Origin of the sequence: Bacillus sp. TH17, from assembly GCF_016651125.1 — a bacterium.
GTDB classification, from domain to species: Bacteria; Bacillota; Bacilli; order Bacillales; family Bacillaceae_G; genus Bacillus_A; species Bacillus_A mycoides.
In genome coordinates this window covers 149,634-174,375 of sequence record NZ_JAEKEN010000001.1, presented here as the reverse complement: position 1 = coordinate 174,375, position 24,742 = coordinate 149,634, and the positions used below count along the sequence as shown (strand labels likewise).

The 24,742-nt window shown below is 34.7% G+C and carries 25 protein-coding genes; 9 read left to right on the top strand and 16 right to left on the bottom strand.

Translation table 11 applies throughout. From position 1 onward, the window contains the following. Positions 1 to 34: 34 nt before the first annotated feature. Positions 35 to 379, top strand: coding sequence for a DUF3969 family protein (locus tag JFT95_RS00780; RefSeq protein WP_002125038.1), 345 nt, complete (start codon positions 35 to 37; stop codon positions 377 to 379). Positions 380 to 541: 162 nt separating this feature from the next. Here the strand turns inward: JFT95_RS00780 and ytaF are convergent, their stop codons facing one another. Beyond that, entirely contained in the window at positions 542 to 1,153 is a 612-nt protein-coding gene (gene ytaF, locus JFT95_RS00775; protein WP_002125037.1) for a sporulation membrane protein YtaF, read from the bottom strand. A gap of 137 nt (positions 1,154 to 1,290) precedes the next feature. Between ytaF and JFT95_RS00770 the strand changes: the two genes are divergently transcribed. Next, positions 1,291 to 1,944, top strand: a complete 654-nt coding sequence (locus JFT95_RS00770; RefSeq protein ID WP_002029602.1) for a helix-turn-helix domain-containing protein — start codon at positions 1,291 to 1,293, stop codon at positions 1,942 to 1,944. Between the two features lie 97 nt (positions 1,945 to 2,041). Here JFT95_RS00770 and JFT95_RS00765 read toward each other — a convergent pair whose 3' ends face one another. The 3 genes from JFT95_RS00765 to JFT95_RS00755 form a co-directional block, all read right to left on the bottom strand. After that, a complete protein-coding gene (locus tag JFT95_RS00765) occupies positions 2,042 to 3,316 on the bottom strand; it encodes an acetylornithine deacetylase (RefSeq protein ID WP_201051139.1) in 1,275 nt (424 codons plus the stop codon). Positions 3,317 to 3,411: 95 nt separating this feature from the next. Further along, positions 3,412 to 4,833, bottom strand: a complete 1,422-nt coding sequence (locus tag JFT95_RS00760; RefSeq protein ID WP_002125032.1) for an amino acid permease — start codon at positions 4,831 to 4,833, stop codon at positions 3,412 to 3,414. A gap of 106 nt (positions 4,834 to 4,939) precedes the next feature. Next, positions 4,940 to 5,194 carry a biotin/lipoyl attachment domain-containing protein gene (locus JFT95_RS00755; RefSeq protein WP_085308950.1) on the bottom strand — a complete coding sequence of 85 codons (255 nt, stop codon included), beginning with the start codon at positions 5,192 to 5,194 and terminating at the stop codon, positions 4,940 to 4,942. A 301-nt stretch (positions 5,195 to 5,495) separates the two neighbouring features. On the opposite strand from JFT95_RS00755, the gene JFT95_RS00750 reads away from it, so the two are divergent. Both JFT95_RS00750 and JFT95_RS00745 read left to right on the top strand, forming a co-directional pair. Continuing rightward, complete coding sequence (locus tag JFT95_RS00750) at positions 5,496 to 6,899, top strand: sigma-54 interaction domain-containing protein (RefSeq protein WP_002186862.1); 1,404 nt, start codon at positions 5,496 to 5,498, stop codon at positions 6,897 to 6,899. Positions 6,900 to 6,980: 81 nt separating this feature from the next. Further along, on the top strand, positions 6,981 to 7,178 hold the full coding sequence (locus JFT95_RS00745; protein ID WP_002140273.1) for a hypothetical protein: 198 nt from the start codon (positions 6,981 to 6,983) through the stop codon (positions 7,176 to 7,178). Between the two features lie 52 nt (positions 7,179 to 7,230). Here JFT95_RS00745 and truA read toward each other — a convergent pair whose 3' ends face one another. The 6 genes from truA to JFT95_RS00715 all read right to left on the bottom strand — a co-directional run bounded on the left by truA (position 7,231) and on the right by JFT95_RS00715 (position 13,186). Then, positions 7,231 to 7,968, bottom strand: coding sequence for a tRNA pseudouridine(38-40) synthase TruA (truA, locus tag JFT95_RS00740; protein ID WP_002125027.1), 738 nt, complete (start codon positions 7,966 to 7,968; stop codon positions 7,231 to 7,233). Positions 7,969 to 8,051: 83 nt separating this feature from the next. Then, a complete protein-coding gene (gene rlmD, locus JFT95_RS00735; protein WP_002029595.1) occupies positions 8,052 to 9,431 on the bottom strand; it encodes a 23S rRNA (uracil(1939)-C(5))-methyltransferase RlmD in 1,380 nt (459 codons plus the stop codon). 10 nt (positions 9,432 to 9,441) lie between these two features. After that, entirely contained in the window at positions 9,442 to 10,305 is an 864-nt protein-coding gene (locus tag JFT95_RS00730) for a DNA-3-methyladenine glycosylase family protein (protein WP_201051137.1), read from the bottom strand. A gap of 59 nt (positions 10,306 to 10,364) precedes the next feature. Then, positions 10,365 to 11,147, bottom strand: coding sequence for a delta-lactam-biosynthetic de-N-acetylase (gene pdaA / locus JFT95_RS00725; RefSeq protein ID WP_002029593.1), 783 nt, complete (start codon positions 11,145 to 11,147; stop codon positions 10,365 to 10,367). A gap of 126 nt (positions 11,148 to 11,273) precedes the next feature. Beyond that, complete coding sequence (gene fumA / locus JFT95_RS00720) at positions 11,274 to 12,797, bottom strand: class I fumarate hydratase (RefSeq protein ID WP_087973957.1); 1,524 nt, start codon at positions 12,795 to 12,797, stop codon at positions 11,274 to 11,276. 206 nt (positions 12,798 to 13,003) lie between these two features. After that, positions 13,004 to 13,186: an SE1561 family protein gene (locus JFT95_RS00715; protein ID WP_002010264.1), complete on the bottom strand. Its 183-nt coding sequence runs from the start codon at positions 13,184 to 13,186 to the stop codon at positions 13,004 to 13,006. 213 nt (positions 13,187 to 13,399) lie between these two features. Here JFT95_RS00715 and yfkAB point away from each other — a divergent pair, with 213 nt between their 5' ends. Then, positions 13,400 to 14,527: a radical SAM/CxCxxxxC motif protein YfkAB gene (gene yfkAB, locus JFT95_RS00710; protein WP_002125019.1), complete on the top strand. Its 1,128-nt coding sequence runs from the start codon at positions 13,400 to 13,402 to the stop codon at positions 14,525 to 14,527. A gap of 37 nt (positions 14,528 to 14,564) precedes the next feature. On the opposite strand, the gene JFT95_RS00705 is transcribed toward yfkAB, so the two are convergent. Both JFT95_RS00705 and cax read right to left on the bottom strand, forming a co-directional pair. Continuing rightward, positions 14,565 to 15,362: a YfkD famly protein gene (locus tag JFT95_RS00705; RefSeq protein WP_063219476.1), complete on the bottom strand. Its 798-nt coding sequence runs from the start codon at positions 15,360 to 15,362 to the stop codon at positions 14,565 to 14,567. Between the two features lie 81 nt (positions 15,363 to 15,443). Next, the gene (gene cax / locus JFT95_RS00700) at positions 15,444 to 16,499 is read right to left on the bottom strand and encodes a calcium/proton exchanger (protein WP_016103262.1); all 1,056 of its coding nucleotides are present in this window, start codon (positions 16,497 to 16,499) and stop codon (positions 15,444 to 15,446) included. A 179-nt stretch (positions 16,500 to 16,678) separates the two neighbouring features. Between cax and JFT95_RS00695 the strand changes: the two genes are divergently transcribed. From JFT95_RS00695 to JFT95_RS00685, 3 genes are all read left to right on the top strand, one after another. Next, entirely contained in the window at positions 16,679 to 17,095 is a 417-nt protein-coding gene (locus tag JFT95_RS00695) for a pyridoxamine 5'-phosphate oxidase family protein (protein ID WP_002140268.1), read from the top strand. 156 nt (positions 17,096 to 17,251) lie between these two features. Beyond that, complete coding sequence (locus JFT95_RS00690; protein WP_000817786.1) at positions 17,252 to 17,398, top strand: BH0509 family protein; 147 nt, start codon at positions 17,252 to 17,254, stop codon at positions 17,396 to 17,398. A gap of 107 nt (positions 17,399 to 17,505) precedes the next feature. Beyond that, positions 17,506 to 17,934, top strand: coding sequence for an EamA family transporter (locus tag JFT95_RS00685; protein ID WP_002029573.1), 429 nt, complete (start codon positions 17,506 to 17,508; stop codon positions 17,932 to 17,934). Between the two features lie 14 nt (positions 17,935 to 17,948). Here JFT95_RS00685 and JFT95_RS00680 read toward each other — a convergent pair whose 3' ends face one another. Then, the gene (locus tag JFT95_RS00680; protein ID WP_002029574.1) at positions 17,949 to 18,542 is read right to left on the bottom strand and encodes a DedA family protein; all 594 of its coding nucleotides are present in this window, start codon (positions 18,540 to 18,542) and stop codon (positions 17,949 to 17,951) included. Between the two features lie 475 nt (positions 18,543 to 19,017). Between JFT95_RS00680 and JFT95_RS00675 the strand changes: the two genes are divergently transcribed. Continuing rightward, positions 19,018 to 21,801, top strand: coding sequence for a tetratricopeptide repeat protein (locus JFT95_RS00675; protein WP_201051135.1), 2,784 nt, complete (start codon positions 19,018 to 19,020; stop codon positions 21,799 to 21,801). A 43-nt stretch (positions 21,802 to 21,844) separates the two neighbouring features. On the opposite strand, the gene lepB is transcribed toward JFT95_RS00675, so the two are convergent. From lepB to JFT95_RS00660, 3 genes are all read right to left on the bottom strand, one after another. Further along, positions 21,845 to 22,381 (bottom strand): signal peptidase I, encoded by a 537-nt coding sequence (gene lepB / locus JFT95_RS00670; RefSeq protein ID WP_002029576.1) that lies wholly within the window; start codon positions 22,379 to 22,381, stop codon positions 21,845 to 21,847. Between the two features lie 287 nt (positions 22,382 to 22,668). Further along, on the bottom strand, positions 22,669 to 23,349 hold the full coding sequence (locus JFT95_RS00665) for a lysoplasmalogenase (protein ID WP_201051132.1): 681 nt from the start codon (positions 23,347 to 23,349) through the stop codon (positions 22,669 to 22,671). Positions 23,350 to 23,472: 123 nt separating this feature from the next. Further along, positions 23,473 to 24,423 carry a DMT family transporter gene (locus JFT95_RS00660; protein WP_201051130.1) on the bottom strand — a complete coding sequence of 317 codons (951 nt, stop codon included), beginning with the start codon at positions 24,421 to 24,423 and terminating at the stop codon, positions 23,473 to 23,475. Positions 24,424 to 24,742 lie beyond the last annotated feature (319 nt).

Sequence of the window (24,742 nt, the reverse complement as noted above, 5' to 3'; positions counted from 1 at the left end):
GTACAACCTAGCGCTGTATGTGGAGGTGTAAAAGATGAAACTCATATTTCAAATGGAGAAACAACCTGTTCTCGAAAAAACAATTCTTCTTTTTATATTGAGTATTGTAGAAAGTTTGAAACTAAAAGTTGTTTCACTCGATGAATCTCACCGATACATATTCAATTTAGAAGTGCTTGAACTATTAATGGATCGGAACATCGATGATCAAGTATTAGAACTTATTCATTTCGGAATGGGACTTGAAGACATTTACCATGTACTTCCCGAAGAACTTGAGCATAGTATTGAAGAACTGAAATGGCTTTGTATTCAAGTTTTAAGTGAGTACAGTATGCATGATGAAGAATGTGCACAACTAATTGAAGATATACGCTAAAAAGCACCTATGCAGGTGCTTTTACTTTTTCAAACCTTTTTACACCAAATATTTGTATAATACTTACAATCTTTCATTACCGTGAAAAGATTTCACGTCGATATATGCAATTTTTTAGTGTATTTCCAAGGAAATACTCGAATACTGTTTTCCATATCCTTCTTACAACAATTGATCAATTCCAATAAGAATTAATAACACACCTGCAATTATAGTTGCCCATTTCCCTAAGTATTCAGCTAAAAATCTTTTACCAACATACGTAAAACCACTAATACAAATAAAACTAAAAACTCCAGAAATACATGCCGTAAGCCAAAGATTTAAATTTGTTACTCCAGCATCAAATCCACCTGCAATATTGTTTATGGACAATGCAACTCCTAAAACAATTGCTTCAGAAAAACTAATTGTTTTAGAACCATCAAAATCTGCTTTTTCTGGATCACGTAAAACCCCCATAAGTACACTACTATCTTTAGATTCTACGGTATCTTTTTGACTCAAGAAAGGCTGACATAAAATAAACACCCCGATTATTCCTAAAACGACTGCTCCAATAATGTTTGCTGTGAACTCTGAAATAAATAATGCGATCCAATTCCCAAAAAATCCAGCTAGTAAAGTAAATAAAAATCCAAAAAATGCGATGATAAAATTGTTAAGCCACGAAATTCGAATTTTACGAATGCCATATGCAATTCCAACACCTGCATTATCTAAATTAGACGCAATCCCGATTAAAAAAATTGAAAATAAACCTGCCGTACTCATCGTACAGTCACCCCTTTTCTCACTTTTCGTTGCATATTATGAAAATGTTGAGCAACTGTGCCTGTCTGTTTCATATACTTGTAATAAATGCTCAACATTTTTTCAACGATAGACAATAGAAAAGGAGTGCCTACATTATGCCCAATGGAAATCCAAATGAGCGGCTCGGTAAATTAATAAAGAAACTGTTAAAGGAGCGTGCTCTATCTATGCGCCAACTAGGAACACTTACAAATATTGATCCTGCAACAATTTCAAGAATAATTAATGGCAAACAACAACCGAAGCAAAACCATTTACAAAAATTCGCAAACTGTCTACAAGTTCCACCGCAATTATTACTTGATGAAATGTACCCTAACTCTCCACACATAAATAAGGAAAAAGCAGATATGTACACATCTCTCGATACAATTCAACAAACATTACAATCCTCTAACCTATTCGACTTCGAATACACAACAACTCGTGTAAAACAAGAACTTGAAAATTACGAGCGCTATGCTCAAACTACTGAAGGCGAAAAACGTATTCACGAGAGTTTCAAAAGTAAAATAGAACAAATTGATAGTGCTGGTCCTTTCATTGAGCAATTAACAAATATGTACCAACAATTTTGTACAGAAACCATTTCAACCGAAGAGCGTGCAATTATTGGGGGTGCCTTACTATATTTCATTTTATCAACAGACATTATCCCCGATTATCTTTTTCCAATCGGCTATTTAGATGATGCGATTGCCGTTGAATTAGCTAAAGAGAAATTAATTGAAATAAAACGAAAAACATAGAAAAATAAAGAACTATTTCAGTTGTTTATGTTCAACTCTGAAATAGTTCACTAAAAAAGCGTACAAGTACATACCTGTACAATTTCAATATACTAATCTATTTTTTTGTATGACACCATTCATATATGAACGCTGTTATTACTTTTGTAAATTCAATTAACTGCTCAACTTCAACTTTCTCATTTATTGAATGAGCTTCTTCTAATGTACCTGGTCCGTAAATAACAGCTGGAATGTTAAACTCACTAAACCATCCGCCATCAGTTACCGTTGCTGACATATCTAAAATTGCATTTTTAGATAAAATAGATTCATGTACTGAACTTAGCGTTTTGACAGCAACATGTTCGCTATCTACTTCTAAAGAAGGAAAAATTTCGCCACGATCCACAATCATTGATTCTCCGCCCCACTTAAATTGTGGTGGGTTCTCTCTTAACCAGGGATCTGCTGCTGCCACTTTTCCTAAATACTCTTCTATTTCTTCTATTATTTGTTCATGCGTTTCATTTGGATAAAAATGTACGGTTATCCACAATCGGCACTCATCCGCAATAAATGCCGCATGACGTCCTCCTTCAATAACAGCTGGATTAATTGTTGTTGTTCCAGATGGATAGCCTTCATATGTTTTCATGACTGCCCAATGACGCTCTAATTCTTGTAAGCTTTGGACAATCTTCATCATTTTCTCAATCGCACTCGCTCCAAATAGACGTCCTCCAGCATGGATCATTTGTCTACGTGTTGCATCATGAAACGTTTGCGGGCTTTTCACTGTAATCCATCCAGTAATTACGCCGCCCTGCCCTTGCATATGTAAATTACTTGTATCAACTACTACTGCAAAATCAGCATCATAACCACGCTTACAACATTGAAGTGTCCCTGCTTCTCCTACTTCTTCGCCAATTACCGATTGAAAAATTAAATCTCCAGGGAATTCAATCCCCACTTCTTCTAAAAGCTGAATAGCAAATAAGGCTCCAGCTAGTCCACCTTTCATATCTGCCGCGCCTCTCCCAACTAACCAACCATCTTTTATAAACGGCTCAAACGGCTTTGTTTCCCACGGTTCGTCCTTTGATACTTCTGCAACATCTATATGTCCATTAATAATGAGACTTTTATGTGACTCACTTGCTGTCCCCTTTTTCACTCCAACAACATTCGGATCATTTGGATATACATCCCATTTATCAATACTAAAATTTCGTTTTTTTAGAAACTCCGCAACAAATTCTTGCGCCCCATTTGTATTTCTTGCTGGTGGTGCTGGTGTTTCAAAACGAATTAAAGTTTTTGTAAGTTCTAGTAGCTCCTCTTTTCGTAAATCAATCTGTTCTAATAGCTGTGAAACTTCTCGATTCATTGCTAATTCCCCTTTGCATACGTAGTATGTTTCCAGCTTTATTTTTACAAAAAAAGAGACTGTTTACAATCTTACAGTCTCCAAATTAATCACTATTATAAACTTTCTAATTCGGTTGTATTTGTCTTTTCAGTATGTTCTACTTTACTTCTCTTATTTCTAGTAGCACGATAAAACAGTAAACAAACAATCATAAATGGAATACCACAATACAATGCCATTCTTTGTTCTGGAATAAAAGCCATAGCTACAATTACTGTTAAATTTAACACTAAAGCAAGAATTGGAACAAATGGATACAGTGGTGTTTTAAATTTCAAATCCTTAATATCTCCCCCTTGCTTCACGTATGTCCTTCTAGCTAATAGGTTAGATAAAGCAATAGATGCCCAAACTAATATCGCTCCAAACCCAGCAATAGAAAGAAGCCATAAATAAACTGTATCTTCCGCATAAATACCTGATAGTAATGAGAGACACCCTACAAACGTACTTACAATCAATGCATAAATAGGAACACCGTTTTTAGATAACTTACCAAAAATCGGGCTAATCATTCCTTGATTAGACATAGACCATAGCATACGGGAAGTTGCATATAATCCTGAATTCGCAACTGATAGTACAGCTGTAATAATAACGAAATTTATAATATCAGCCGCATAAGGAATACCAATTTTATCAAATACAACTACGAATGGACTTTCTATCACTCCTGCTTGCTGCCAAGGAAATAGTCCCGCAAGAATAAAAATAGATAGTACAAAGAAAATAAGTATGCGCCAAACTGTATTATTAATTGCCTTCGGGATAGTTTTCTCTGGATTTTCACTCTCACCAGCTGCAATACCAACTAGTTCTGTTCCTTGGAAGGAAAAATTAACTGCAATCATCGTAATTAAAATGGCTGATAACCCATTTGGGAACAATCCACCATAATCAGTAAAGCTAGAAAACATCGGCGCTGGTTCATTTCCTTTCATATCTAAAAAACCAAACATTGCTGCCCCGCCCAAAATGATAAATGCAATAATTGTAATTACTTTAATACTTGCAAACCAGAATTCAACCTCCGCAAAACTTCTTGAAGATAACGCATTAATAACAAAGAGCAATACGGCAAACACTACGCACCAAATCCATGATGATACATCTGGAAACCAACGTTTCATTAATATACTAACTGCAATTAATTCAATGCCTATCGTAGCCGTCCAGTTTAGCCACGACATCCATCCCACTACATAACCCGCTGCAGGTGAAATATGTTTTGTAGCATATGTTTGATACGATCCTGCATCAGGCATCGCAACCGCTAACTCTCCAAGACAGAGCATCGTTAAATACATAACAAATCCACCGACAAGATACGCTACAATCGCTCCTCCAGGTCCAGCTTCATGAATTGTATAACTGGATCCTAAAAAAAGCCCAGTACCAATAACCCCTCCGAGTGCAATCATAAATATGTGCCGACTTTTCAATTCTCTTTTTAATCCCTGGTTTTGATCCATCATATAAATCCCCCCTTTTCACTTTGCAAACCCATTTAATGTAAGCGTTTTTAAAATTCTTCATAGTAAAAATAATTATTTAAAAGAGCAAAAATACATACTACTTATATTAATCACTACCTGTTATTAAAAGGTCATCCCTCACTGTTATTAATAGTTTTTGATTAGCGATAGCTTGTCCTTCTACCACTTCTAATGATTCGATATAACCACTGATTCCCACTTTAATTTCCACCTGCTGCTTATCTATTGTTTCAATTAACGCTAATTTTTCCCACTCATATACGTAAGAACTTTCAGTAACAAATAATTTCTCTACTTTCCCGTAACAAGGACTATACACGCCTTCTATAACCGTCTTCACTTTATAAATTCCTCCCTCTTATTAATTGAAACTGAAACGTTGCATACACTATAAAGATTCATAATCCCCCTACTCTTTAAATTTAGAGATCTTAACTACTATTCATGCAAAATACGTACCAACCTCAATACCTATGTAAAATTAGTATTTCTTACGAAAAAAATCTGCATAACCGCAAAAATTTTCTATCATTTGAAAATTTTTAAGAGAAAATAGCAAAAAAATTTTGCGATTTTATGAGAATTTTAATAAAATTATAAAAAGTCAGTCTTCATAGGGTATAACGAGGAGAAGATAATACATGCATACAGAAGAAATCAATTTTAAAAAGATTATTGAAATGAATGTGCTATACGAAACTTTACTCAATGAACTAGATATTGGGATCCATATTATTAATGAGGAAAGTAAAACGATTATCTATAACCGTAAAATGATGGAAATTGAATCAATGGATCGCTTAGATGTGCTAGATAAAAATCCTTTAGAAGTATTTGCATTTGAAGAAAATAAAAATAGTACTCTTATAGAGGCTTTAAAACTTGGAAAAACAAACAAAAATATAAAACAAACGTATTTTAACAATAAAGGACAAGAGATTACGACGATTAACGATACTTTTCCTATAATAGAAAATGGAAAAATTAAAGGCGCTATTGAAATTTCAAAAGAGATTAGTCATTTAAAGCAAACAATGAAAACGAACCTTTCTCGAAAACAAAATACTAAGTTTACCTTTGATCACATAATTGGTGATTCTAGAGCTATTCAATCGGTCATTACAGAAGCAAAGAGAGTAATACGTACGCCATCCTCCATACTTATCATCGGGGAAACAGGGACCGGTAAAGAGCTATTTGCGCAAAGCATCCATAATGAAAGCCAGCGTTCAACAAAACCATTTATTTCGCAAAACTGTGCCGCTATACCAGAAACCTTAATGGAAAGTTTACTATTTGGTACAAATCGAGGTGCTTTTACAGGAGCAATAGATAAACCTGGTTTATTTGAAGAGGCAAATGGGGGAACTTTGTTATTAGATGAAATCAACTCATTAAGCCCAGCACTTCAAGCTAAATTGCTGCGGGCTATACAAGAAAAAACAATACGAAGAATCGGAGGCACACAAGAAAAAGAAATTGATGTTCGTATTATAGCAACTATTAATGAAGATCCTCTTGAAGCCATAGCACACAATCGATTAAGACAAGACTTATATTACCGATTAAGCGTTGTTACTTTATGTCTTCCACCTTTACGGGAACGAAAAGAAGATATTGCATATCTTGTTCAACACTTTATTGAAAAATACAATATCCAATTTGATCTTAGCGTAAAAGATGTAGATTTAAACGTAAATAACTTCTTCTATAAATACGATTGGCCTGGTAATGTGAGAGAACTAGAACATATAATTGAAGGCTCCATGAACTTAATAGAAGATGAAGATATCATTACAGCGTTCCATATGCCAACGCACTTTCGCGAACTAGCAAAAAAGGAACTGAATATGCAGACTCCGCTAACTAGTCACAATACTGATACGCCACAAACTTTAAAACGTATAATCGAAGAAGTGGAAAAGAAATATATCCATCAAATTCTTAAAGAAAATAAAGGTAATATCTCACAAGCCGCAAAATTTTTAGGATTGAGTAGACAAAACTTACAATACCGAATTAAAAAATTGCACTTACACATATGAAATGAATCTTTCTCCAAGTGCAAAGAAACTGGTAAAATATGTTATAATAAACGTATAATATGCTAGAAAGGGGCAATGTATATGAGTAATGATAAGAAGTTGAAGTTATTACACTACTTAGGTCTTTTCCCTACCATTCTATGTATAATGCTATTCATTGATATGAGCAGCTTTCCTCATGCAAAGCTCTTAGGCACAATTAGCGGCTCCTTTGCAGCTATTATGCTTGCTGCTTTTTGGAATTTGAAGCTACGTATGAAGAAAGAGAAATCTTCTTAATTTCAGAGTGCAAAAAAATCGAGCCTTATCAGCTCGATTTTTTTACTTATTATTAAAATTCAACATTCTCCAAATACAATCCACTCGCCTCAGCAAGACAATTAATTTGATTACGTTGTTTTTCCTCTAAAATGTTTGGAATTGCGTCCGCCTCTAATTGCCCTAATCCAACTTCAATTAATGCTCCAACAATTTTCCGCACCATGTTATGAAGGAATCCGTTACCACTTACTCTAATTTGTACAAATCCTGATTCTTCGGAAACATCAAGTGTATACACTTCTCGAACCATAGATTTTTTCTTAGACTTTGCATTTGAAAAGGCAGTGAAGTCATGTGAACCAACTAAATGTTTCGCAGCTTCTTTCATGCTTTTCACATTTAATTGTTTATTCACGTGCATGCTGTATTTACGCATAAATGGGTTCGTATGCTCTTCATTCCAAATTTTATAAAGATATGTTTTTGCTTTAGAATTGTAACGAGCATGGAAACGATCTGGTACTTCTTCTACACTCGTAATACTAATATCATTTGGTAAATATTGATTTAAATACTTTTTTACTTTATGTTCTACTAACTTCTCATCACTTTGAAAGTTAGCTACTTGATTCAAAGCGTGTACACCAGCATCCGTTCTACTACAGCCGATAATTTCAATTTCTTTTCCGACCATTTCAGATATTATACTTTCGATTTTCCCCTGAATCGTATTGTCATTATTACCAAGACGTTGCCACCCTTTATAACGCGCACCATCATATTGAATCGTCAATTTATAATTGTTCATTATATTCTCCTTACTTCCATTCGCTAAATAAAATATACCCTCACATAGCTCCTGCTTTGTGAGGGACATATCCTTATTGAATGTTACTTTCTAACAAGTTTCACTACATTTTCTACATGCGCAGTATGCGGGAACATATCAACTGGTTGTACATACTCCACTTCATAGCTCTCCATTAATGTTTCCACATCACGTGCTAATGAGGAAGGGTTACAAGACACGTAAACAACTTGTTTCGGTTTCACTTTTAAAATCGTTTCAAGTAATTTATCATCACAACCTGTACGCGGTGGGTCGACAACAATGACATCTGGACGCCAGCCTTCTTTTACCCACTTTGGTAACCATTGTTCCGCTTTACCAGCTTCATACTTTGCATTTGTGAATCCGTGGCGTTTTGCATTTTTCTTTGCATCTTCAATCGCTTCTGGAATTACATCCATACCACGTACTTCCGCTGCATCATTCGCAAGCCAAAGTCCAATCGTACCGACACCACAATACGCATCCACAATCTTCTCGTTTCCTGTTAAAGCAGCTGCTTTTTTCGCTTCATCGTATAAAACAACTGTTTGTTCTGGATTTAATTGGAAGAATGCGCGTGCTGATAATTCAAATGATAAATCACCTAGTGTTTCTTGAATTACTTCTTTTCCAGCTAATTTAAATGTTTTATCACCGAAAATAACAGATGTTTTACGCCAGTTTACGTTTTGCATAATTGATTTAACACTTGGCATTTGTTTTTGCACTTCTGCGATAAATTGATCTTTATTTGGTAATTCTTCTTTTGTTGTAATAAGTGTGACTTGCACTTCCCCTGTTTGAACTGCAGTACGTGTCACAATTGTGCGTACTAAACCTTTTTGTTTTTTCTCATTGTAAATAGAAACATTTAATTTTTCTAATATACGTCTTACAACTTTTGTCGCTTCATTCGTTGCTTTATGCTGAATCATGCAATGAGAAATATCAATTAACTGATGTGAGTTTTGCTTATATAACCCTGTAATAACCTTTTCGTCTTTACGCCCCACTTGCAATTGACTTTTATTACGATAATGCCATGGATTTTCCATACCAAGCGTCGGACGAATTTTCTCTTCCAGACTGTTATTCATGTACTTCTCAAATGCTTGTACAACGATATCACGCTTTTGATTTAATTGTTCTTTATAATCTAAATGCTGCAATTGACAGCCACCACACTCCTCATATACTGAACATGGTGCTTTCACACGATGTGGTGAGGATTTACGAACTTTTTTCACTTTCGCTTCAGCGAAGCCACGCTGAATTTTCGTTGCTTCAGCAACAACTTCTTCTCCTGGTAATGCCCCTGGAATGAAAACAACTTGTCTCTTAAAATAACCAACGCCTTCTCCGTTAATCCCAAGACGTTTAATTGTCACAGGAAACGTTTGACCAACTTCCAACTTACTCTCTTGTTGCTTTTGTATCATTATTACACCTCTACTCTATACTTTTCCATAAATATAACGCTGCATAACTGCAATATGGTTCACACTCTTGTTTCACTTTTTCTAAAAATGCATCATCAGGCTTATTATCTAATTGAAATACACCTTGCACTGCGCGCTGAATTCCAATGTCTGCTTTTGGAAACATATTTTTCCGACCAAGCCCAAACATTAAAAAGTTTTGCACTGTCCATGCTCCAATACCCCTTATTGGTAACAATTGTGCCGATACTTCTTCTTCTGTTTCGTTTTGTATCCTTGCTAAATCTAATTTACCGCCTACAATATTTTTTGCTAATCCTACTATATATTCGGCTTTTCGCTGACTAAACTTCTGCTCTCTCAATTCTTCTATTGAAATGTTTGCTACTCTTTCTGGTGTTGGGAAAAAGAAAACGCCGTTCTTTTCTGTCCCATATCGTTTTACAAATTGATCTGTTAGCACAGTAGCAAATTTCAAATTTATTTGTTGATGAATAATACAGCGAAGAAGACAAGCGAAATAATCAAATTCTAAAATAATTGGAGTATAAGCATATGTTTCAAATAGTGGACGTAATGATGTGTTTAAAAAATGATTTTGTATATTTTGAAACGGTTCATTCCAGTGAAAAATGGATCTCATTCGTTTCATTACTTTCTCTTGATCTCCTGCCTGACTAGAGATCCAAAACTGTGGATTTTGAACAGTACCAATCCCTTGCAAACGAACAACAATCTGTTCTTCGTCTATAAAAAGCGGGACATAAATTACTTTCTCGTCTAATTGAATAACGTTTAACGGGTCGAAAGATAAACGCTTTAGTACTTCCTCAAAATGGTACGGATATTCTAACGTAACATGTTCGCTCCACATACGTTTCCCCATCCTTTTTACACATCATTATAGCATGAGAAAACCGCAAGCATACATGCTTACGGTTGATTGCTTTTTACTAAATCATCTAGGCTTTTAAAATGATACCCTTTCTCGCGCAAATCATCAATGATTTTCGCAAGTGCTTCTGCATTATCTTTTGATATTGCATGAAGTAACAAAACAGATCCTGGATGAATCATAGTCATTACATTATTATGAGCGTATTGCCATCCTCTTTGCTGATCTACTTTCCAATCAAGAAATGCAAGCGACCAAAACACGTTATAATATCCCATGTCTTTCGTAAGCGCTAGCGTTCTTTCACTAAACACGCCTCGCGGAGGGCGTACATATTTCACTTCTTTTTGCCCAGTAACTTTTTTAATCTCTTCCGTTACGCTCGTTAATTCTTCACGAAGTTTTGCATCATTTACTGTTGTAAAATCTGGATGACTCCAAGAATGATTACCAATAATATGTCCTTCATTTTTCATTCTTAATAATAAATCTTTTTGTGTTTTTATATAATGTCCCGTCACAAAGAAAGTTGCTGGTACTTTTTTCTCCTTCAGTACATCTAAAATCTTTCCTGTATATCCATTTTCGTATCCATTATCAAATGTTAAATAAATATCTTTTTTCTTCGTATCTCCTAAATAAAACCCACCATTTTTTTGTAGTAATTCTGTATATAGTTTCCCTGCATCTGGCACCGTTTCATTTTTAGGACGTGGGATTCCCCAGTTATGTGGTGTATTCGTATAAGCAAATGTTGAAACTGGAACAAGTGCCATCATAATTGAAAAAATGAGACCTATATATAACCATTTATATTTCATAAATAGTCTCCTTTCCATATATAATCGTACCTGTAGTTTCTGTTTCCCTGCTTTCTTTCATGCTGAACATGTTTTTCTATATATACCAAAAAAATGCACCTCGAATAATTCGAGATGCACTTCTCTTTACTTAAATACAGGTTCTTTAAAGCTCGCCAATTTTTCAAGTGATGTTTTATCAACATCAGCATGTAGACTTTTACCATGAGAATCCATCGTTACAACTGCTTTAAAACCATCGATACGTAAATGCCACATTGCCTCTGGGATACCGAATTGTAAGAAATCAACATCTTTCACTTCTTTAATACATTCAGCATAATATTGCGCTGCACCACCAATTGCATTTAAGTACACACCACCGTGTTCTTCTAAAGCTGCTAATGTTTTAGCACCCATACCACCTTTACCAATTACAGCACGAATACCGAACTTTTTCATAATATCGCCTTGATATGGCTCTTCACGAATACTTGTCGTTGGACCTGCCGCTTTAATTTGCCAATTATCATTTTCATCTTTCACTACAACTGGACCACAATGATAAATAATTTGTCCCTTTAAATCTACTGGACAATCGTTATCCATTAAATGTTTATGAATCGCATCACGTCCTGTATACATCATGCCGTTAATTGTAACAACATCACCAACACGAAGTTCACGAATTTGCTCTTCTGTAATTGGAGCTTGTAATACGATTTCACGCTGCTCTGTTTGTTCTTGCGCAGTTTCTTGTTGAAGTGTATCTTCACCTTCCTGGTACAACCAATCCATAATTTCACCTGTTTCAGGATGAATTGTTACACCAAGACGACGATATGCCCAACAATTATACGCAACAGATACGTAAAAGCTCGCTGGCAAACGATTATATACTCCAATTTTGCAACCTAATAAAGTTGTTTCTCCGCCAAATCCCATCGTACCAATGCCAAGCTTATTCGCATTCTCTAATACATACTCTTCAAGCTTGTGTAATTCTGGAACTGGATTTACATCATCTAATGTACGGAATAATTGATTTTTTGCTAATTCGTAACCTGATGTGCGGTCTCCCCCGATACCGACGCCGATTACTCCTGCGCTACACCCTTGCCCTTGCGCTTGATATACTGCATGAAGAAGGCATTTACGAATTCCTTCTAAATCACGCCCAGCTCGTCCAAGTCCTTCTATTTCACAAGGCAGGCTATATTGAATATTTTTATTTTCACAACCGCCGCCCTTTAAAATTAAACGTGCATCAATGTAATCTTTTTCCCATTGTTCAAACTTAATAACAGGTGTACCTGGTCCTAAATTATTTCCGCTATTGTCTCCAAAAAGAGAATCAACAGAGTTTGGACGAAGTTTACCATCTTTTGTCGCCCGCTCAAGCGCACTATAGATAGCTTCCTTCAGTTTTAATTGATTCACACCAACTGGTGTATAAATTTTAAACGTTGGCATCCCTGTATCTTGGCAAATTGGCGAGATATTATCATCTGCCATTTTAATGTTATTCGTAATTGTGCCAAGTGCCATCGCCGAACGAGTTCCTGCATTTTCTCGTTCTTTCGCTTGTTGAATTGCGCGACGAACATCTTTCGGTAAGTTCGTTGACGTTTCAACAATTAGTTGATACATGCTTTCTTGAAGCTTTTCCATTGTTACTTCCCCCTCAATTGTGAACGCTACCAAAACGTTATGAAATGAAAATTCCATTGTTATACTCTTCAGCTGTTTATTTATTTCACGCCATTAAAGGTTAAATGAAATTTTTCACAACTTGATTATACCTTTTTTTCTATATTCCTTCTATTATCCGTACAGAAAAAGGCTGCCAATTTTGTAGTGGCAGCCTTTTTAATATATTATTCGTCTTTTTTAAATTGCTCACATTTCAGTTCTAATTCATCTAACATTGCAAGAAGGCGATCTACATCTTCTAATTCTACCTCTTCTGGTTCAATCGTATCAATTACTTCAATGAACATATTTAAACGTTCTTTCAAATATACTAGTTGTGAATCTTTACCTTGAATTGCTTTTCCCATGAAGGCACTCTCCTTTTAATTCGAGTTGCTTTTATTATACCGCAAAAATGATTGCTATGGGCATGTAATTTCATCAATTTCATCACAGTAATTCATTATAATGTAAACCCTCTCTCTTTTTTCACAAAAAAGTTTCACTTTATAAAAAGCTCATATTCTTCTATTATAGAGAATGGACAAATTGTTATTTCAATAGTCAAAGGAGTATTTCATATGACGATATCACAAATAATGAAGCCGATTACTCCTTCTTACGATCCATGGGAAGCGTATATGGACCTTGAAGAGTACGGCAAACTACTATTAACAAACGTTGAGTTTACAACGACGACGTTATGCAATATGCGTTGCGAGCATTGCGCTGTTGGTTACACATTACAGCCGAAAGATCCAAACCCGCTTCCGATGGAGCTTTTATTAAAACGATTAGATGAGATTCCTCATTTACGTTCTTTAAGTATTACAGGCGGAGAACCTATGCTTTCAAAAAAATCCGTCGACAACTATGTAACACCACTCTTAAAATACGCCCATGAACGAGGCGTTCGTACTCAAATTAACTCAAACTTAACTATAGATTTAGCACGTTACGAACAAATTATTCCCTACTTAGATGTATTGCACATTTCACATAACTGGGGAACAATCGATGACTTCGTTGAAGGCGGATTTGCAATGATGGAGCGTAAGCCTACTTATGAACAGCGCGCTAAATTATTTGAAAGAATGATTACAAATAGTAAAGCTCTATCAGAGGCAGGTGTACTCGTATCAGCCGAAACTATGTTAAACAAACGAACTCTACCACATATTGAACATATTCACCGTCAAATCGTTGAAGAAATGGGCTGTAAACGTCATGAAGTTCACCCGATGTATCCGAGTGACTTCGCTAGCACACTTGAAATTTTAACAAAAGAAGAAATTCGAAATGCAGTTGAACATTTATTGGAGATCCGTGATGAAAATGTGTGGATGTTATTCGGAACATTACCTTTCTATGCATGTAGTGATAATGAACACGATTTAGCTACACTAAAGAAATTACATGAAAGTAAAAATGTAACTGTCCGCAATGATCCAGATGGTCGTTCTCGTTTGAACGTAAATATTTTCGATGGAAATATTATCGTGACCGACTTCGGTGATGTCCCGCTTCTAGGTAATGTACAAACAAATACACTACAAGAAGCTTACGACAAATGGTGTGACTCAAAAACAGCAAAATCATTAAGTTGCCATTGTCCTGCCGTGAAATGCCTTGGACCGAATGTTCTTGTAAAAAATAGCTACTATCCAAAAGAAGATTTCTTATCAAAAACATCAAACATTATGTTATAAATAAAAAACGTCAGCTTATAGGCTGACGTTTTTTATTTCATTGTGCATGCGATGAAGAAACAAATTTAAAAAATAAATGATCATGAATTGGAATAGCGGCTCCGATTCCTTGTGATGTAATATTTTTCACGACAAGCTTTTTTTGATTCCCTTTTAACACAAGGTAGACTTCTCCAAATGTTACTTTTCCTTTTTCATTTACTGCTGGTGTATACGCATATAAATATCCAAGTTGACTTGGACTAATATTATAAACACGCTCATGTCCGGTACCATAACCAATGGTTGTTTTAAATGAAAGTGGCAATTGTACTTTTTCAAGCGCTTTTAGAAGCATCATTTTTTTCACATCTGTAGTATCTTTCATATCTGCTGTTAAATCACCTTCGATTGTCTTTTGGGTTTCTTGCTTATAGCGAAGTGGGTATAAGCGATCCCCTCCGCGATTATCATATACATTTCGATTTACTTGCTTATATTCCCAATTAATCGATGTGTCTATTGACTCATAATTTAATGCCCATTGCCCTAAATAAATTTTCGCTCGGTACCCTACTGCAAGCGGTGCATTCGAAATTGTCGTTTCATTAAACATTCGAATTAAATCTGGGTTTTCAATTTTGATATTTGCTGTTTTCAATAGTTCTTGCGCAAACTTACTTGGCTGTAAACGCGGTAAATCTTGTGCATCATTTGGAAATGTATTATCCTTTGAAATATTTAAAACAGATGAAGGCATTTTTACTTCTACCGTTGTCTTTGCAAAACTACTGTTAGGAAATAATAAAATAAACGAGACCATGGTTGAAAGACATATGCTGTATATTCGTTTCACCTGTCTGGCTCCTTCCTATGTAAAGGTATATAAATTACTGTATTTAGTGTTTTCCCTCTGAAGCATTGTTATCCCTATTTTTCATAATAAATAAAAACCAATTCCCATAATGACATACGCAGCTAATAAAGTGCCTCCTTCAAACCAGTTTGTATCCCCATCATTTGAAATAGCAATAGTTAAGAAAACAGCTGTAATCATAGAAACAAGTTCTGGTATTGTAAATACTAGAGGCATCTTTTGTGCAAAAAGCATCGAAAGAAGTACTAACACAGGAGCAACAAACATGGCGATTTGTAATGTAGAACCTACTGCAATTTCAACGGCGATATTCACTTTGTTTTTATACGCCATAATAATTGCAGATGCATGTTCTGCTGCATTACCAACAATCGCAACGATAATAACCCCTATAAATAACTCTGACCAGCCAAATGACTTTGCAACCGTTTCAAAAGTATGTACGAGTGCCTCTGAAACATAAGCTACCGCAATTGTTGCTATCGCTAAAACGAGTAGCGCTTTACCTTTCGACCACTCAGGCTCCTCCTCATGTACTTCTTCATCGCTCTTATGTTGATATACACCGCGGTGCGTAACTAACTTAAATAGCAATGCAGCAAGGTACATAATGATCATGATAATAGAAACACCAATACTTAATTGATACGTCTTTCCAGCATCCATCTTCATTGAAAAAATCTCTGGAATAACAAAGGCTACGACAACAGCAAATATTAATAAAGCTGAATTATGTCTTGCATCATAAACATTGAAACTTTGTCTTTTATACTTAAGGCCACCTATAAAGAAGGATAACCCTCCTACCAGTAATAAGTTTCCAAGTACAGAACCAGTTAAGGAAGCTAAAACAACTTCTGTTAATCCTGCCTGGAGTGCAAAAATTGAAATGATAAGTTCCACGGCATTACCGAAAGTTGCATTTAATAAACCACCTATCCGAGGCCCAGAAACAATTGCTAAACTTTCTGTCGCCCTCCCCATAAAACCAGCTAATGCAATAATAGTAATGCAGTATACAGCAAACATAATAGTTTGTGGCCAATGAAGTGTTTTTCCGATTACAGAAAGTGGTACACCTATAAGCGCTACTATGAGAAATATTTTATTAAACATGCTTTTCATCCTTCCATCGTATGTATTTCTCCTCGATATTATTATTATTCATCTCCTAACTTGTCCGATTTCATCACAATTACGTTTAAAAAATCGGATTGAAGAAAACAGTATGAAAGATATTTAAATTATCTTGTCCAGACAGAAAAAATTATGAATTATGAAAAGAGGCTAAAAATATGCACTTAAAAGAAAAAATCGCAACTATTATTCAAGGTCAACGCACTGGTGTATTATCTACTGTACGTAACGATAAGCCACATAGCGCCTTTATGATGTTTTTCCACGAAGATTTTGTACTATATGTTGCAACAGATCGAAATTCAAAAAAGATAACAGATATTGAAAAAAACCCCAATGTACATGTACTACTTGGACGTGAAGGAAAGAAATTAGATGAGGATTACATTGAAGTTGAAGGCATAGCTTCCATCGAAGAAGATCAAACATTAAAAAACAAATTTTGGACTAATAGCTTAAAACGCTGGTTACTCGGTGCGGAAGACCCTAATTACGTACTAATAAAAATCAATCCCGATACAATTTATTACATCGATAGTGCTGGTACGACCGAGCCCGAGTTTTTACGACTATAAAATAAAAACAAGCCCCCCTTAGGTGGGCTTGTTTTGTCGAAAGGTTCTTCTGAAAAAAACAATAAAATAGGTGGAACTTTCTAAAGATTCTGTTATACAATAGCAGTAACTTAAATAAACTGTATTAAAACAGATTGAGGGGAGAAATTAAAATTGATCAAAAGAGAAGAACGAAAAAACATGATTGAGTTTATTGAAAAGAAAAAAGGGATTGAACGTGACGAATTATTATTTATGACGGATGATGAAGTAGAGCATATTTATAATGTAACGTACTTTTTATATGAAGAAATAGCAGAGTAGTATAATAAACCCCCACCTTATTAAATATATAGGGCGGGGGTTTATTTCGTTTTTATACATGAGAATGATTTTCATGTATAATAATGTAAGATTGGAGGAGTTTCACTATGAGTTCATGGCTATTATTCGCACTATTATCAGCAATTGCTGCTGCCCTCGTATCTATTTTCGGAAAGATTGGCTTAGATGGAATCGATGCCAACGTCGCAACAACGGTTCGCTCTATTATTATGGCATTATTTATGGTAGGAGTTATTATTATACAAGGTAAATTTCAAAATATCGGTGATGTCCTCCTAAATAAAAAAGCACTGCTATTTATCACATTAAGTGGAATCGCTGGTGCTTCGTCATGGCTATTTTATTTTCTTGCGTTAAAAACAGGAAAAGTTTCACAAGTAGCACCTATCGATAAATTAAGTGTAGTATTTTCCATTATTCTCGCGATGATTATATTAGGTGAAAAGTTAAACTTTATGACCGGTATTGGTGTAGTCTTTATTACAGCTGGTGTATTATTTATTGCTTTCAGCTAAAAAAACCGCTATTATTAGCGGTTTTTTCTTTTCCTTATGTAAATCCACACAATCAATATTACAATTGCCGAAACTAATAAAATCCATATTCCATAATGATGTAAACTATATTCAACAAAGCGCCACTTCTCTCCCAGTTTCCAACCTAAGCCAATAAAAACACTTATCCAAATTAGTGCACCACCGTAAGCATACAAACAAAATCGCCACAATGTTAAATTTGAAACTCCAGCAAAATATGCTGTTAAATGACGTACTCCCGGTATAAAGTAGCCAATCATTAAAAGAAATGGACCGTATTTTTCAAATAAAATATGTGTTTTTTCAATATGATGTTCCTTAATTCTAACTTTCGGACCATATTTTTTTAAAACAGGGAGCCCAAGTTTTAAACCTAATATGTAACTTAATGTAATGCCAAGCATTGCACCTGCCATTCCACTTAAAAAAGCAGCTGTTCCTGACATAACTCCTTTTGAAATGTTATATCCAATAAAAGTCAATAAAAACTCATCCGGTATAGGTAATCCAACAATCCCGCCAGCTAAAGCTATAATAATTCCAAAATATCCATAATGTGCGATTAACTCGCCAATATGTTGTTCCATTCGGAAGACACATCCTATACACGATCGTTATCCCATATTGTGCCCATTCTATCTTTAAGACAAACATGGTATACATATTCACTATACATTGTTTTTATAATGAACTCTACTTCTATTCCATTCCTTAAATAGAGATTTAATCGGTGGTTTTTTATCCATCCCCACTGATTATTAGCCTGAACCAATCGGGATTTTACGGGCAGCAGGTCTCCCACTTAACTTCCTTGCATTCGCTCAATTTTGGAGTAGGAGTCTTACTGCCTATAAATAGCGAGATAAAAAATAAAAATTCATAGGCTTATTTTTTTGTTACAATAAAGGGAAGTTACTTTTTGCAACGGTTTAACTCTCAAGAAAAATGATATATCTAGCAAAAACATAGTTTGGTCTATATAATGCAACTTCTACCTATTAGAGTAACATGCACCCTTTTACATACAACATCATTTTTCTAAATTATACAGGGGGAACGAACATGACCATTGAAAAACAATTTATCCAAAAGATTTACTATAAAACATTTTTAACAGAAGACTCTTCCATTCCGGTAGCGGAAGTACTCGGGGAAGCATATATAAATGAATCAAAAAATGAATTCTCCAATATATCTAATATTCGCTTTGCACAAGGTGAAGTTTATTTTCAAACTAACGACTTTGAAGCCGCTATATTCAAATGGGAGAAAGTAAATAATGAACTTGCTCTCTGGGCTATGAAGAATATTGCAGATGCTTATTTCGAATTAGATTTCTTGCCAAAAGCAGAAGAAATTTATACATCTATCCAAACAGAAGATACAACTCTTACAATGGAAGTCTCCCTACAACTTCTTTCTCTTTATATAGAGCAAAATCGTTTAGGACTAGCATTTAAGACGATTAGCGAGGCTGTTGCATTTCAACCAGACTATCCAAATATTACTGCAATCGCTCGATCGTTCTATGAAAAACAAGAAGATTGGAATAATGCTATTGAACTCGCTGTTCAAGAAGGAATTCGAACAAAATCATTACACTGGTTCGATACTTTAATCAATTATGTGAACAGAGGATTTACTAAAAAAATTAAACCTGAGTATTTCTATGAATCTTTAAAAGCCTTATATACAATTGATCAAGTTCAATTTAAAGAGCTTGTTATCTCACTTTGGAACAGCTATGAAAATGAATCATTCCATCTCCCTTGGATTCAAACAATAAATCACCTATTCTTACATGTTGAAGTAGATGCTCATGACGATTGGAATGAAATTTCTACTCGCTATCAAGAGACGTACTTCGAATTGATTACTGGACAACATTTCATGCACGAATTACAAGGACTTGTACCAGATTTATTAACAAATTGGTTTAGTTTAATGAGAGCGGAAGATTCTTTACTTGTCTCCGCAGCAGTATTAGCATGGAATGAAGTTTCACCGACAACTCTAGAATCATTACTCGTAAAAAGCGCAGGTGCCTTACTTTCAAATGCATCAGCTCATGCAAATGTTGATATGGCAGACGTATCAGCATTATTTGAAACGATTGCTGTATGGGCTGAGAAGAATGATGTAGATTTAGGTCATCAATTCACACTACTTGTTCGTGAGTTATACGATTTAACTGTTACACAACTTCTAGTAGCAGGAGCTAGCGATTATGATAAATCAGCCTTTATTAACTCTATACTAGGAGAAAATATATTAAATGAGGCTATAACAACTTCAATTACATTTAAAGATGATAGTCAAACTGAAATAACTGAGCTTACAGAACTAGATATACGAAATATACCAAACTTTGACGAACTTCATAACATACTAGCGGTACCTTCTCAGTCAAAACTAGAAAGAAAATGTATTGAAGTTAAATTACCAAGTAGATTTTTACGAAAAAATAAGTTTTCATTCCTTGTCACACCTACTGTGCATGGACAACTTGACAAAAACAGCTCTCACTTTGAATACTTACAGGCAGCAGATAGTCTCATCTATGTCCTAAATTCAGCTTTACCATTACATGATGAAGAGCTCGATACATTATTATATATTCGTGAGCAAGTACCAAATTTACAAATTAAATTCGTCTTACAAACAATTGATACGAATACTAGTGAAAATATCACGAACAGCATTAAAAAGAAAATACTCGTACATTTCCCAGAAGCACACTTTTTCCCTTACTCTCCTTCACAAGAGAGTAGTGAACAGCTAGGTAACGTAACAGACTCTATTCTTTCTAACCTTACTAAGCGTAACGTGGAAAAAGAACGCATTGAAAAATTATTATGGTTTATCCAAAAAACAATTGCATACCTTGTAAATGAACGTGTGGAATTAGAAAATACGTTAGTGAAATCCGTTCGCTGGAATAAACATATTTTAGTAAAACTTGATGGTTTTATTAATAATCTTACTGCCATTCAAAAAGATAAAATTCGTTCTATTACAGAATCTTATCTCTTAACGAAAGAAGAGATTACGCAGGATATACATTCTCAAATTCCTGAATTATTGCAGAGTTGCTCTGACCTCGTTCAAGAAGATAGTGATTTCAAACTGGTCCATGAAGAACTAAATGTAGCAATGAATGAAAGAATTCAAAAACATGTACAGCAAGTGCTTCTTCCTAAATTTACTGGGTCTATTCAAGAATGGATTGAAACTGCTCATAATGAATTCATTCAAGCTCAGGCTTATTTAGATGAAATGAGCGATACCTTTAATAAGCTCTATGAGGAAGAGCGTATTAAACTTCCTTGTGATTTCAAATTACTAGATGACTGGGATAGAGATGTTGCAAGAATGACGAATAGAATTACAGTAGCTAACATCAATATTTTATTACGCTTTACACCGACACAATTCTTCTTAAAGAGTGCAGGGAAATTATTCGGTAATATGCAAAAAAATCAATCTATGCTATCAAATAAATATAAACAATATATTGAAACAGAAGATTATACAGAAGTTGCTCAGATGATTTCAAAACAATTCTTCCTTCAATTTGAAGTATTTGAAGGTGCGCTAGAACGGGATATCATGATGTTCTTTAAAGACCCTCTTAGCATATTGAAACAAACCGTAGAAGCGGCCCAACTTGAAATACAAGAAGATGAGCAAACATTAACAAAGCTAAGAACAAACCCAGAAACTTATCATGATCCTTTAACACTCTTTAAATTGCAATTGTTACAACGAAAATTCATGTTAAATATCGACCAAAATAATGAACATATTGCTTCACAAGAAACAATAAATAAAACACCAACTGTTTAAATAAGAAAAACCAAGCAACTAATTCGCTTGGTTTTTCTTATTTTCAATCTACAATTTTCACATGTTCAAATGGATAATATATCGCCATGAACTTTCCTAATACTTCTGTTCTATCAATGAGCCCTAAGCCGTTCCTACTATCCCTACTAACTAAACGATTATCTCCCATCACAAAAATTTTATTTTTAGGAATTGTAATCGGTCCAAAATCTTCAGTTAAATTGATAAGTAATTTTTCTGCCTGTTTTTTATTATTCTTTAAATACTCCTCATTTTTCACTTGATGATTAACATATAATTGATCATTCTTCATCTCAATTACATCTCCTGGTAATCCAATAACTCTCTTCACATAGAAATTATCTGTCTTCACGACAATAATATCCTCTCTCTCATAACTTTCAAATCTCTTTGCAAGTTTATTAATAATTACTTTATCTCCATCTTGTAACGTCGGCCTCATCGATGCTCCTTTTACAGTCGTAGGGAAAAACAAAAAGATTTTTGCCAAAAACACTAATAAACATGCAATTGCAATTATTTCAAAGAATTCACGCAAACATTTTTTCTTTTGCATCATTCCACCATCTCATCATCTTTTTATTTTTATTATAAGTACTTCGACTGGTTAATTTCCACAAAATTCTGAATTACAACATTAGAATATTACAAATATAAAAATAATATTCCCTATAAATTCACTATTTTTATATACTATGTTTTCCATCTATCAAACAGGACTTTTCCTATGAAATTTATGCTTAGAAAGTATAAGATACTGCACAAATTAAACAAACAAATATAATAGCATAGCAATAAAAAAGATACTCTCAAAATAGTCTATCAACTATTTTTGAGAGTATCTTTTTATAATCCTACATATACAATACACATCTGCGCTGCGACATATGTAAACCAAATCCAAAGCGGTTCATACTTCAGTTTGCGCCCTCCGATATCTGTCACGCCGATAATAAAATCAGAAATCACAAACAGTAAACCACCAAGTGCTGGTATCCACCATATTCCTATATTCTCGTAATATAAGGCGAATGCAAAACATGCCATTCCTCCAACCCACAAACCGTAAATTAGAGCGCCTATTGTAAAAAGTTTGTCTTGTTTTTCATTTCGAATAAAGAAAAACCACCCTATAATTAGAAAGAGTCCGTATACGAATAAACCGATCCAAAAACCATTCCATGAAATACCTGTTTGTAAAAATGCTTTCACATAGAAACAATGTGCAAGAGCGAAAGTAACCATTCCTCCAATTAATCGATGAACAATTGGAATTAATCCTGCCATAAATAAATCCCCTACAGTTGATAAAGTCATACCGAGTGCAACCCACGTACTGTACTCAGCCGATGGATCTTGTAACCATATCCAAATTGCACTTCCTGTTAAAGAAAAACTAAGAATAAGACGAACTGCTAAAGGTAACGGCATATTATTTCTCGTTCTCTTCGTCTGTCCTATTGCATAAATTGCTCCCATTAAAAAAAGAATAATTTGCCCGACTAACACAATGTAAAGTACATTCATAATATGTTCTCCTCAATAAATGCTTTATTCTATCTTTTTTCGTTACATATATCACGTTCTCCTTTTTCTATGTAAAAAAAGAAGAACAATACTGTTCTTCCATTTTAATCGTTTTTCTGTTCTCTATGCTACTTGTTTTTCTTGCTCAACTTTCTTTTTAACCGGGTTACGATTTACTACAATAATTCCCGCTGCGACACATGCTAAACCAAATAGTACAAAGGAATGGATTGCTTCCCCTAAAATTAGACTTGATAGTAGCACACCAAACACTGGTATAAAGAACATATACATCGAGACTTTCCCTACTTTGTTATACTTCATAATTGTATTCCATATACAGAATCCGGCTGCTGATAAGAACGATAAATATATGAGCATAAGTATTGCATGTAGATTAAATGTGAATGGCATCATTCCAACTTGAAATGCACCTATACATAGCAACCCAATTGATCCGAAAATCATCTGATATGCTGTCATATACCCAATATCTAATGTTTTACTACCTTCTTTCGCTAATATGTTTCCATACGAATACATCATGGCTGCCCCAAGAAGTAATAAGCTACCTATTCCAAAATGAAATGATAAACTTCCATCACTCGGTACATTCACTAAAATCACACCGCAAAAACCGATAGCTACTCCAATTACTTTTCGCCTATTTAGAGCATCATCTTTATATAAAAAGTGTGCGAGTAGAATTTGAAAGAATGATGATGTTCCTGAAATAATCGCCCCTTCAATTCCTGAGCTGTAACTCATTCCAATATAAAAACATATATATTGAAGAAAAGTTTGAAACAAGCCAATTTGAACTAACTGCTTTCCTGTTCCTTTTTTGAACTTCATATCTTTTCCTAACGCTTTAAAAAATAATAAGAGCATTACACCAGATAAGAAAAAGCGATAGCCAGCAAATAATATTTGTTCCCCGGCTTCTTGTGGCTGAATTCCAAGTTCAACATAACTTAATTTAATAAAGGGAAATGCGCTTCCCCATAAAAATGTTGCTACTATTGCAGCAATAAACACGCCAATCGGATGGGTAAAAAATTTCTCTGTCTTCAACTTGATGTCTTCCTTTCCGACCTTTTTATGAACAATATTCATATATACCAAAGGAAATGCGAAAACACAAGTTTTCAGTTTATCCCGCTATTCGCCGGGCAGTAAAACTCCCACCTCCAAATTCGAATGGGGCAAAGAAATTAGCTGGGAGCCCTGCTGCCCGTAAAAGCCCGATTGGCGAGGGCTAATAATCAGCGTGGGATGAACAAAACCCCCACTAATTAAAGTTTCACGTTATACTAAAACAAAAACATATCATCTAAGAAAAACATATGCTATACTATAGAATAATTACAATATAATAACTATTAAAATCAGA

Bases quoted from the DNA above. Each gene is read 5' to 3' on its own strand.
- JFT95_RS00780 (WP_002125038.1), top strand. From the start codon at position 35: ATGAAACTCATATTTCAAATGGAGAAACAACCTGTTCTCGAAAAAACA.
- ytaF (WP_002125037.1), bottom strand. From the start codon at position 1,153: ATGAGTACGGCAGGTTTATTTTCAATTTTTTTAATCGGGATTGCGTCT.
- JFT95_RS00770 (WP_002029602.1), top strand. From the start codon at position 1,291: ATGCCCAATGGAAATCCAAATGAGCGGCTCGGTAAATTAATAAAGAAA.
- JFT95_RS00765 (WP_201051139.1), bottom strand. From the start codon at position 3,316: ATGAATCGAGAAGTTTCACAGCTATTAGAACAGATTGATTTACGAAAA.
- JFT95_RS00760 (WP_002125032.1), bottom strand. From the start codon at position 4,833: ATGATGGATCAAAACCAGGGATTAAAAAGAGAATTGAAAAGTCGGCAC.
- JFT95_RS00750 (WP_002186862.1), top strand. From the start codon at position 5,496: ATGCATACAGAAGAAATCAATTTTAAAAAGATTATTGAAATGAATGTG.
- JFT95_RS00745 (WP_002140273.1), top strand. From the start codon at position 6,981: ATGAGTAATGATAAGAAGTTGAAGTTATTACACTACTTAGGTCTTTTC.
- truA (WP_002125027.1), bottom strand. From the start codon at position 7,968: ATGAACAATTATAAATTGACGATTCAATATGATGGTGCGCGTTATAAA.
- rlmD (WP_002029595.1), bottom strand. From the start codon at position 9,431: ATGATACAAAAGCAACAAGAGAGTAAGTTGGAAGTTGGTCAAACGTTT.
- JFT95_RS00730 (WP_201051137.1), bottom strand. From the start codon at position 10,305: ATGTGGAGCGAACATGTTACGTTAGAATATCCGTACCATTTTGAGGAA.
- pdaA (WP_002029593.1), bottom strand. From the start codon at position 11,147: ATGAAATATAAATGGTTATATATAGGTCTCATTTTTTCAATTATGATG.
- fumA (WP_087973957.1), bottom strand. From the start codon at position 12,797: ATGGAAAAGCTTCAAGAAAGCATGTATCAACTAATTGTTGAAACGTCA.
- JFT95_RS00715 (WP_002010264.1), bottom strand. From the start codon at position 13,186: ATGGGAAAAGCAATTCAAGGTAAAGATTCACAACTAGTATATTTGAAA.
- yfkAB (WP_002125019.1), top strand. From the start codon at position 13,400: ATGACGATATCACAAATAATGAAGCCGATTACTCCTTCTTACGATCCA.
- cax (WP_016103262.1), bottom strand. From the start codon at position 16,499: ATGTTTAATAAAATATTTCTCATAGTAGCGCTTATAGGTGTACCACTT.
- JFT95_RS00695 (WP_002140268.1), top strand. From the start codon at position 16,679: ATGCACTTAAAAGAAAAAATCGCAACTATTATTCAAGGTCAACGCACT.
- JFT95_RS00685 (WP_002029573.1), top strand. From the start codon at position 17,506: ATGAGTTCATGGCTATTATTCGCACTATTATCAGCAATTGCTGCTGCC.
- JFT95_RS00680 (WP_002029574.1), bottom strand. From the start codon at position 18,542: ATGGAACAACATATTGGCGAGTTAATCGCACATTATGGATATTTTGGA.
- JFT95_RS00675 (WP_201051135.1), top strand. From the start codon at position 19,018: ATGACCATTGAAAAACAATTTATCCAAAAGATTTACTATAAAACATTT.
- lepB (WP_002029576.1), bottom strand. From the start codon at position 22,381: ATGATGCAAAAGAAAAAATGTTTGCGTGAATTCTTTGAAATAATTGCA.
- JFT95_RS00665 (WP_201051132.1), bottom strand. From the start codon at position 23,349: ATGAATGTACTTTACATTGTGTTAGTCGGGCAAATTATTCTTTTTTTA.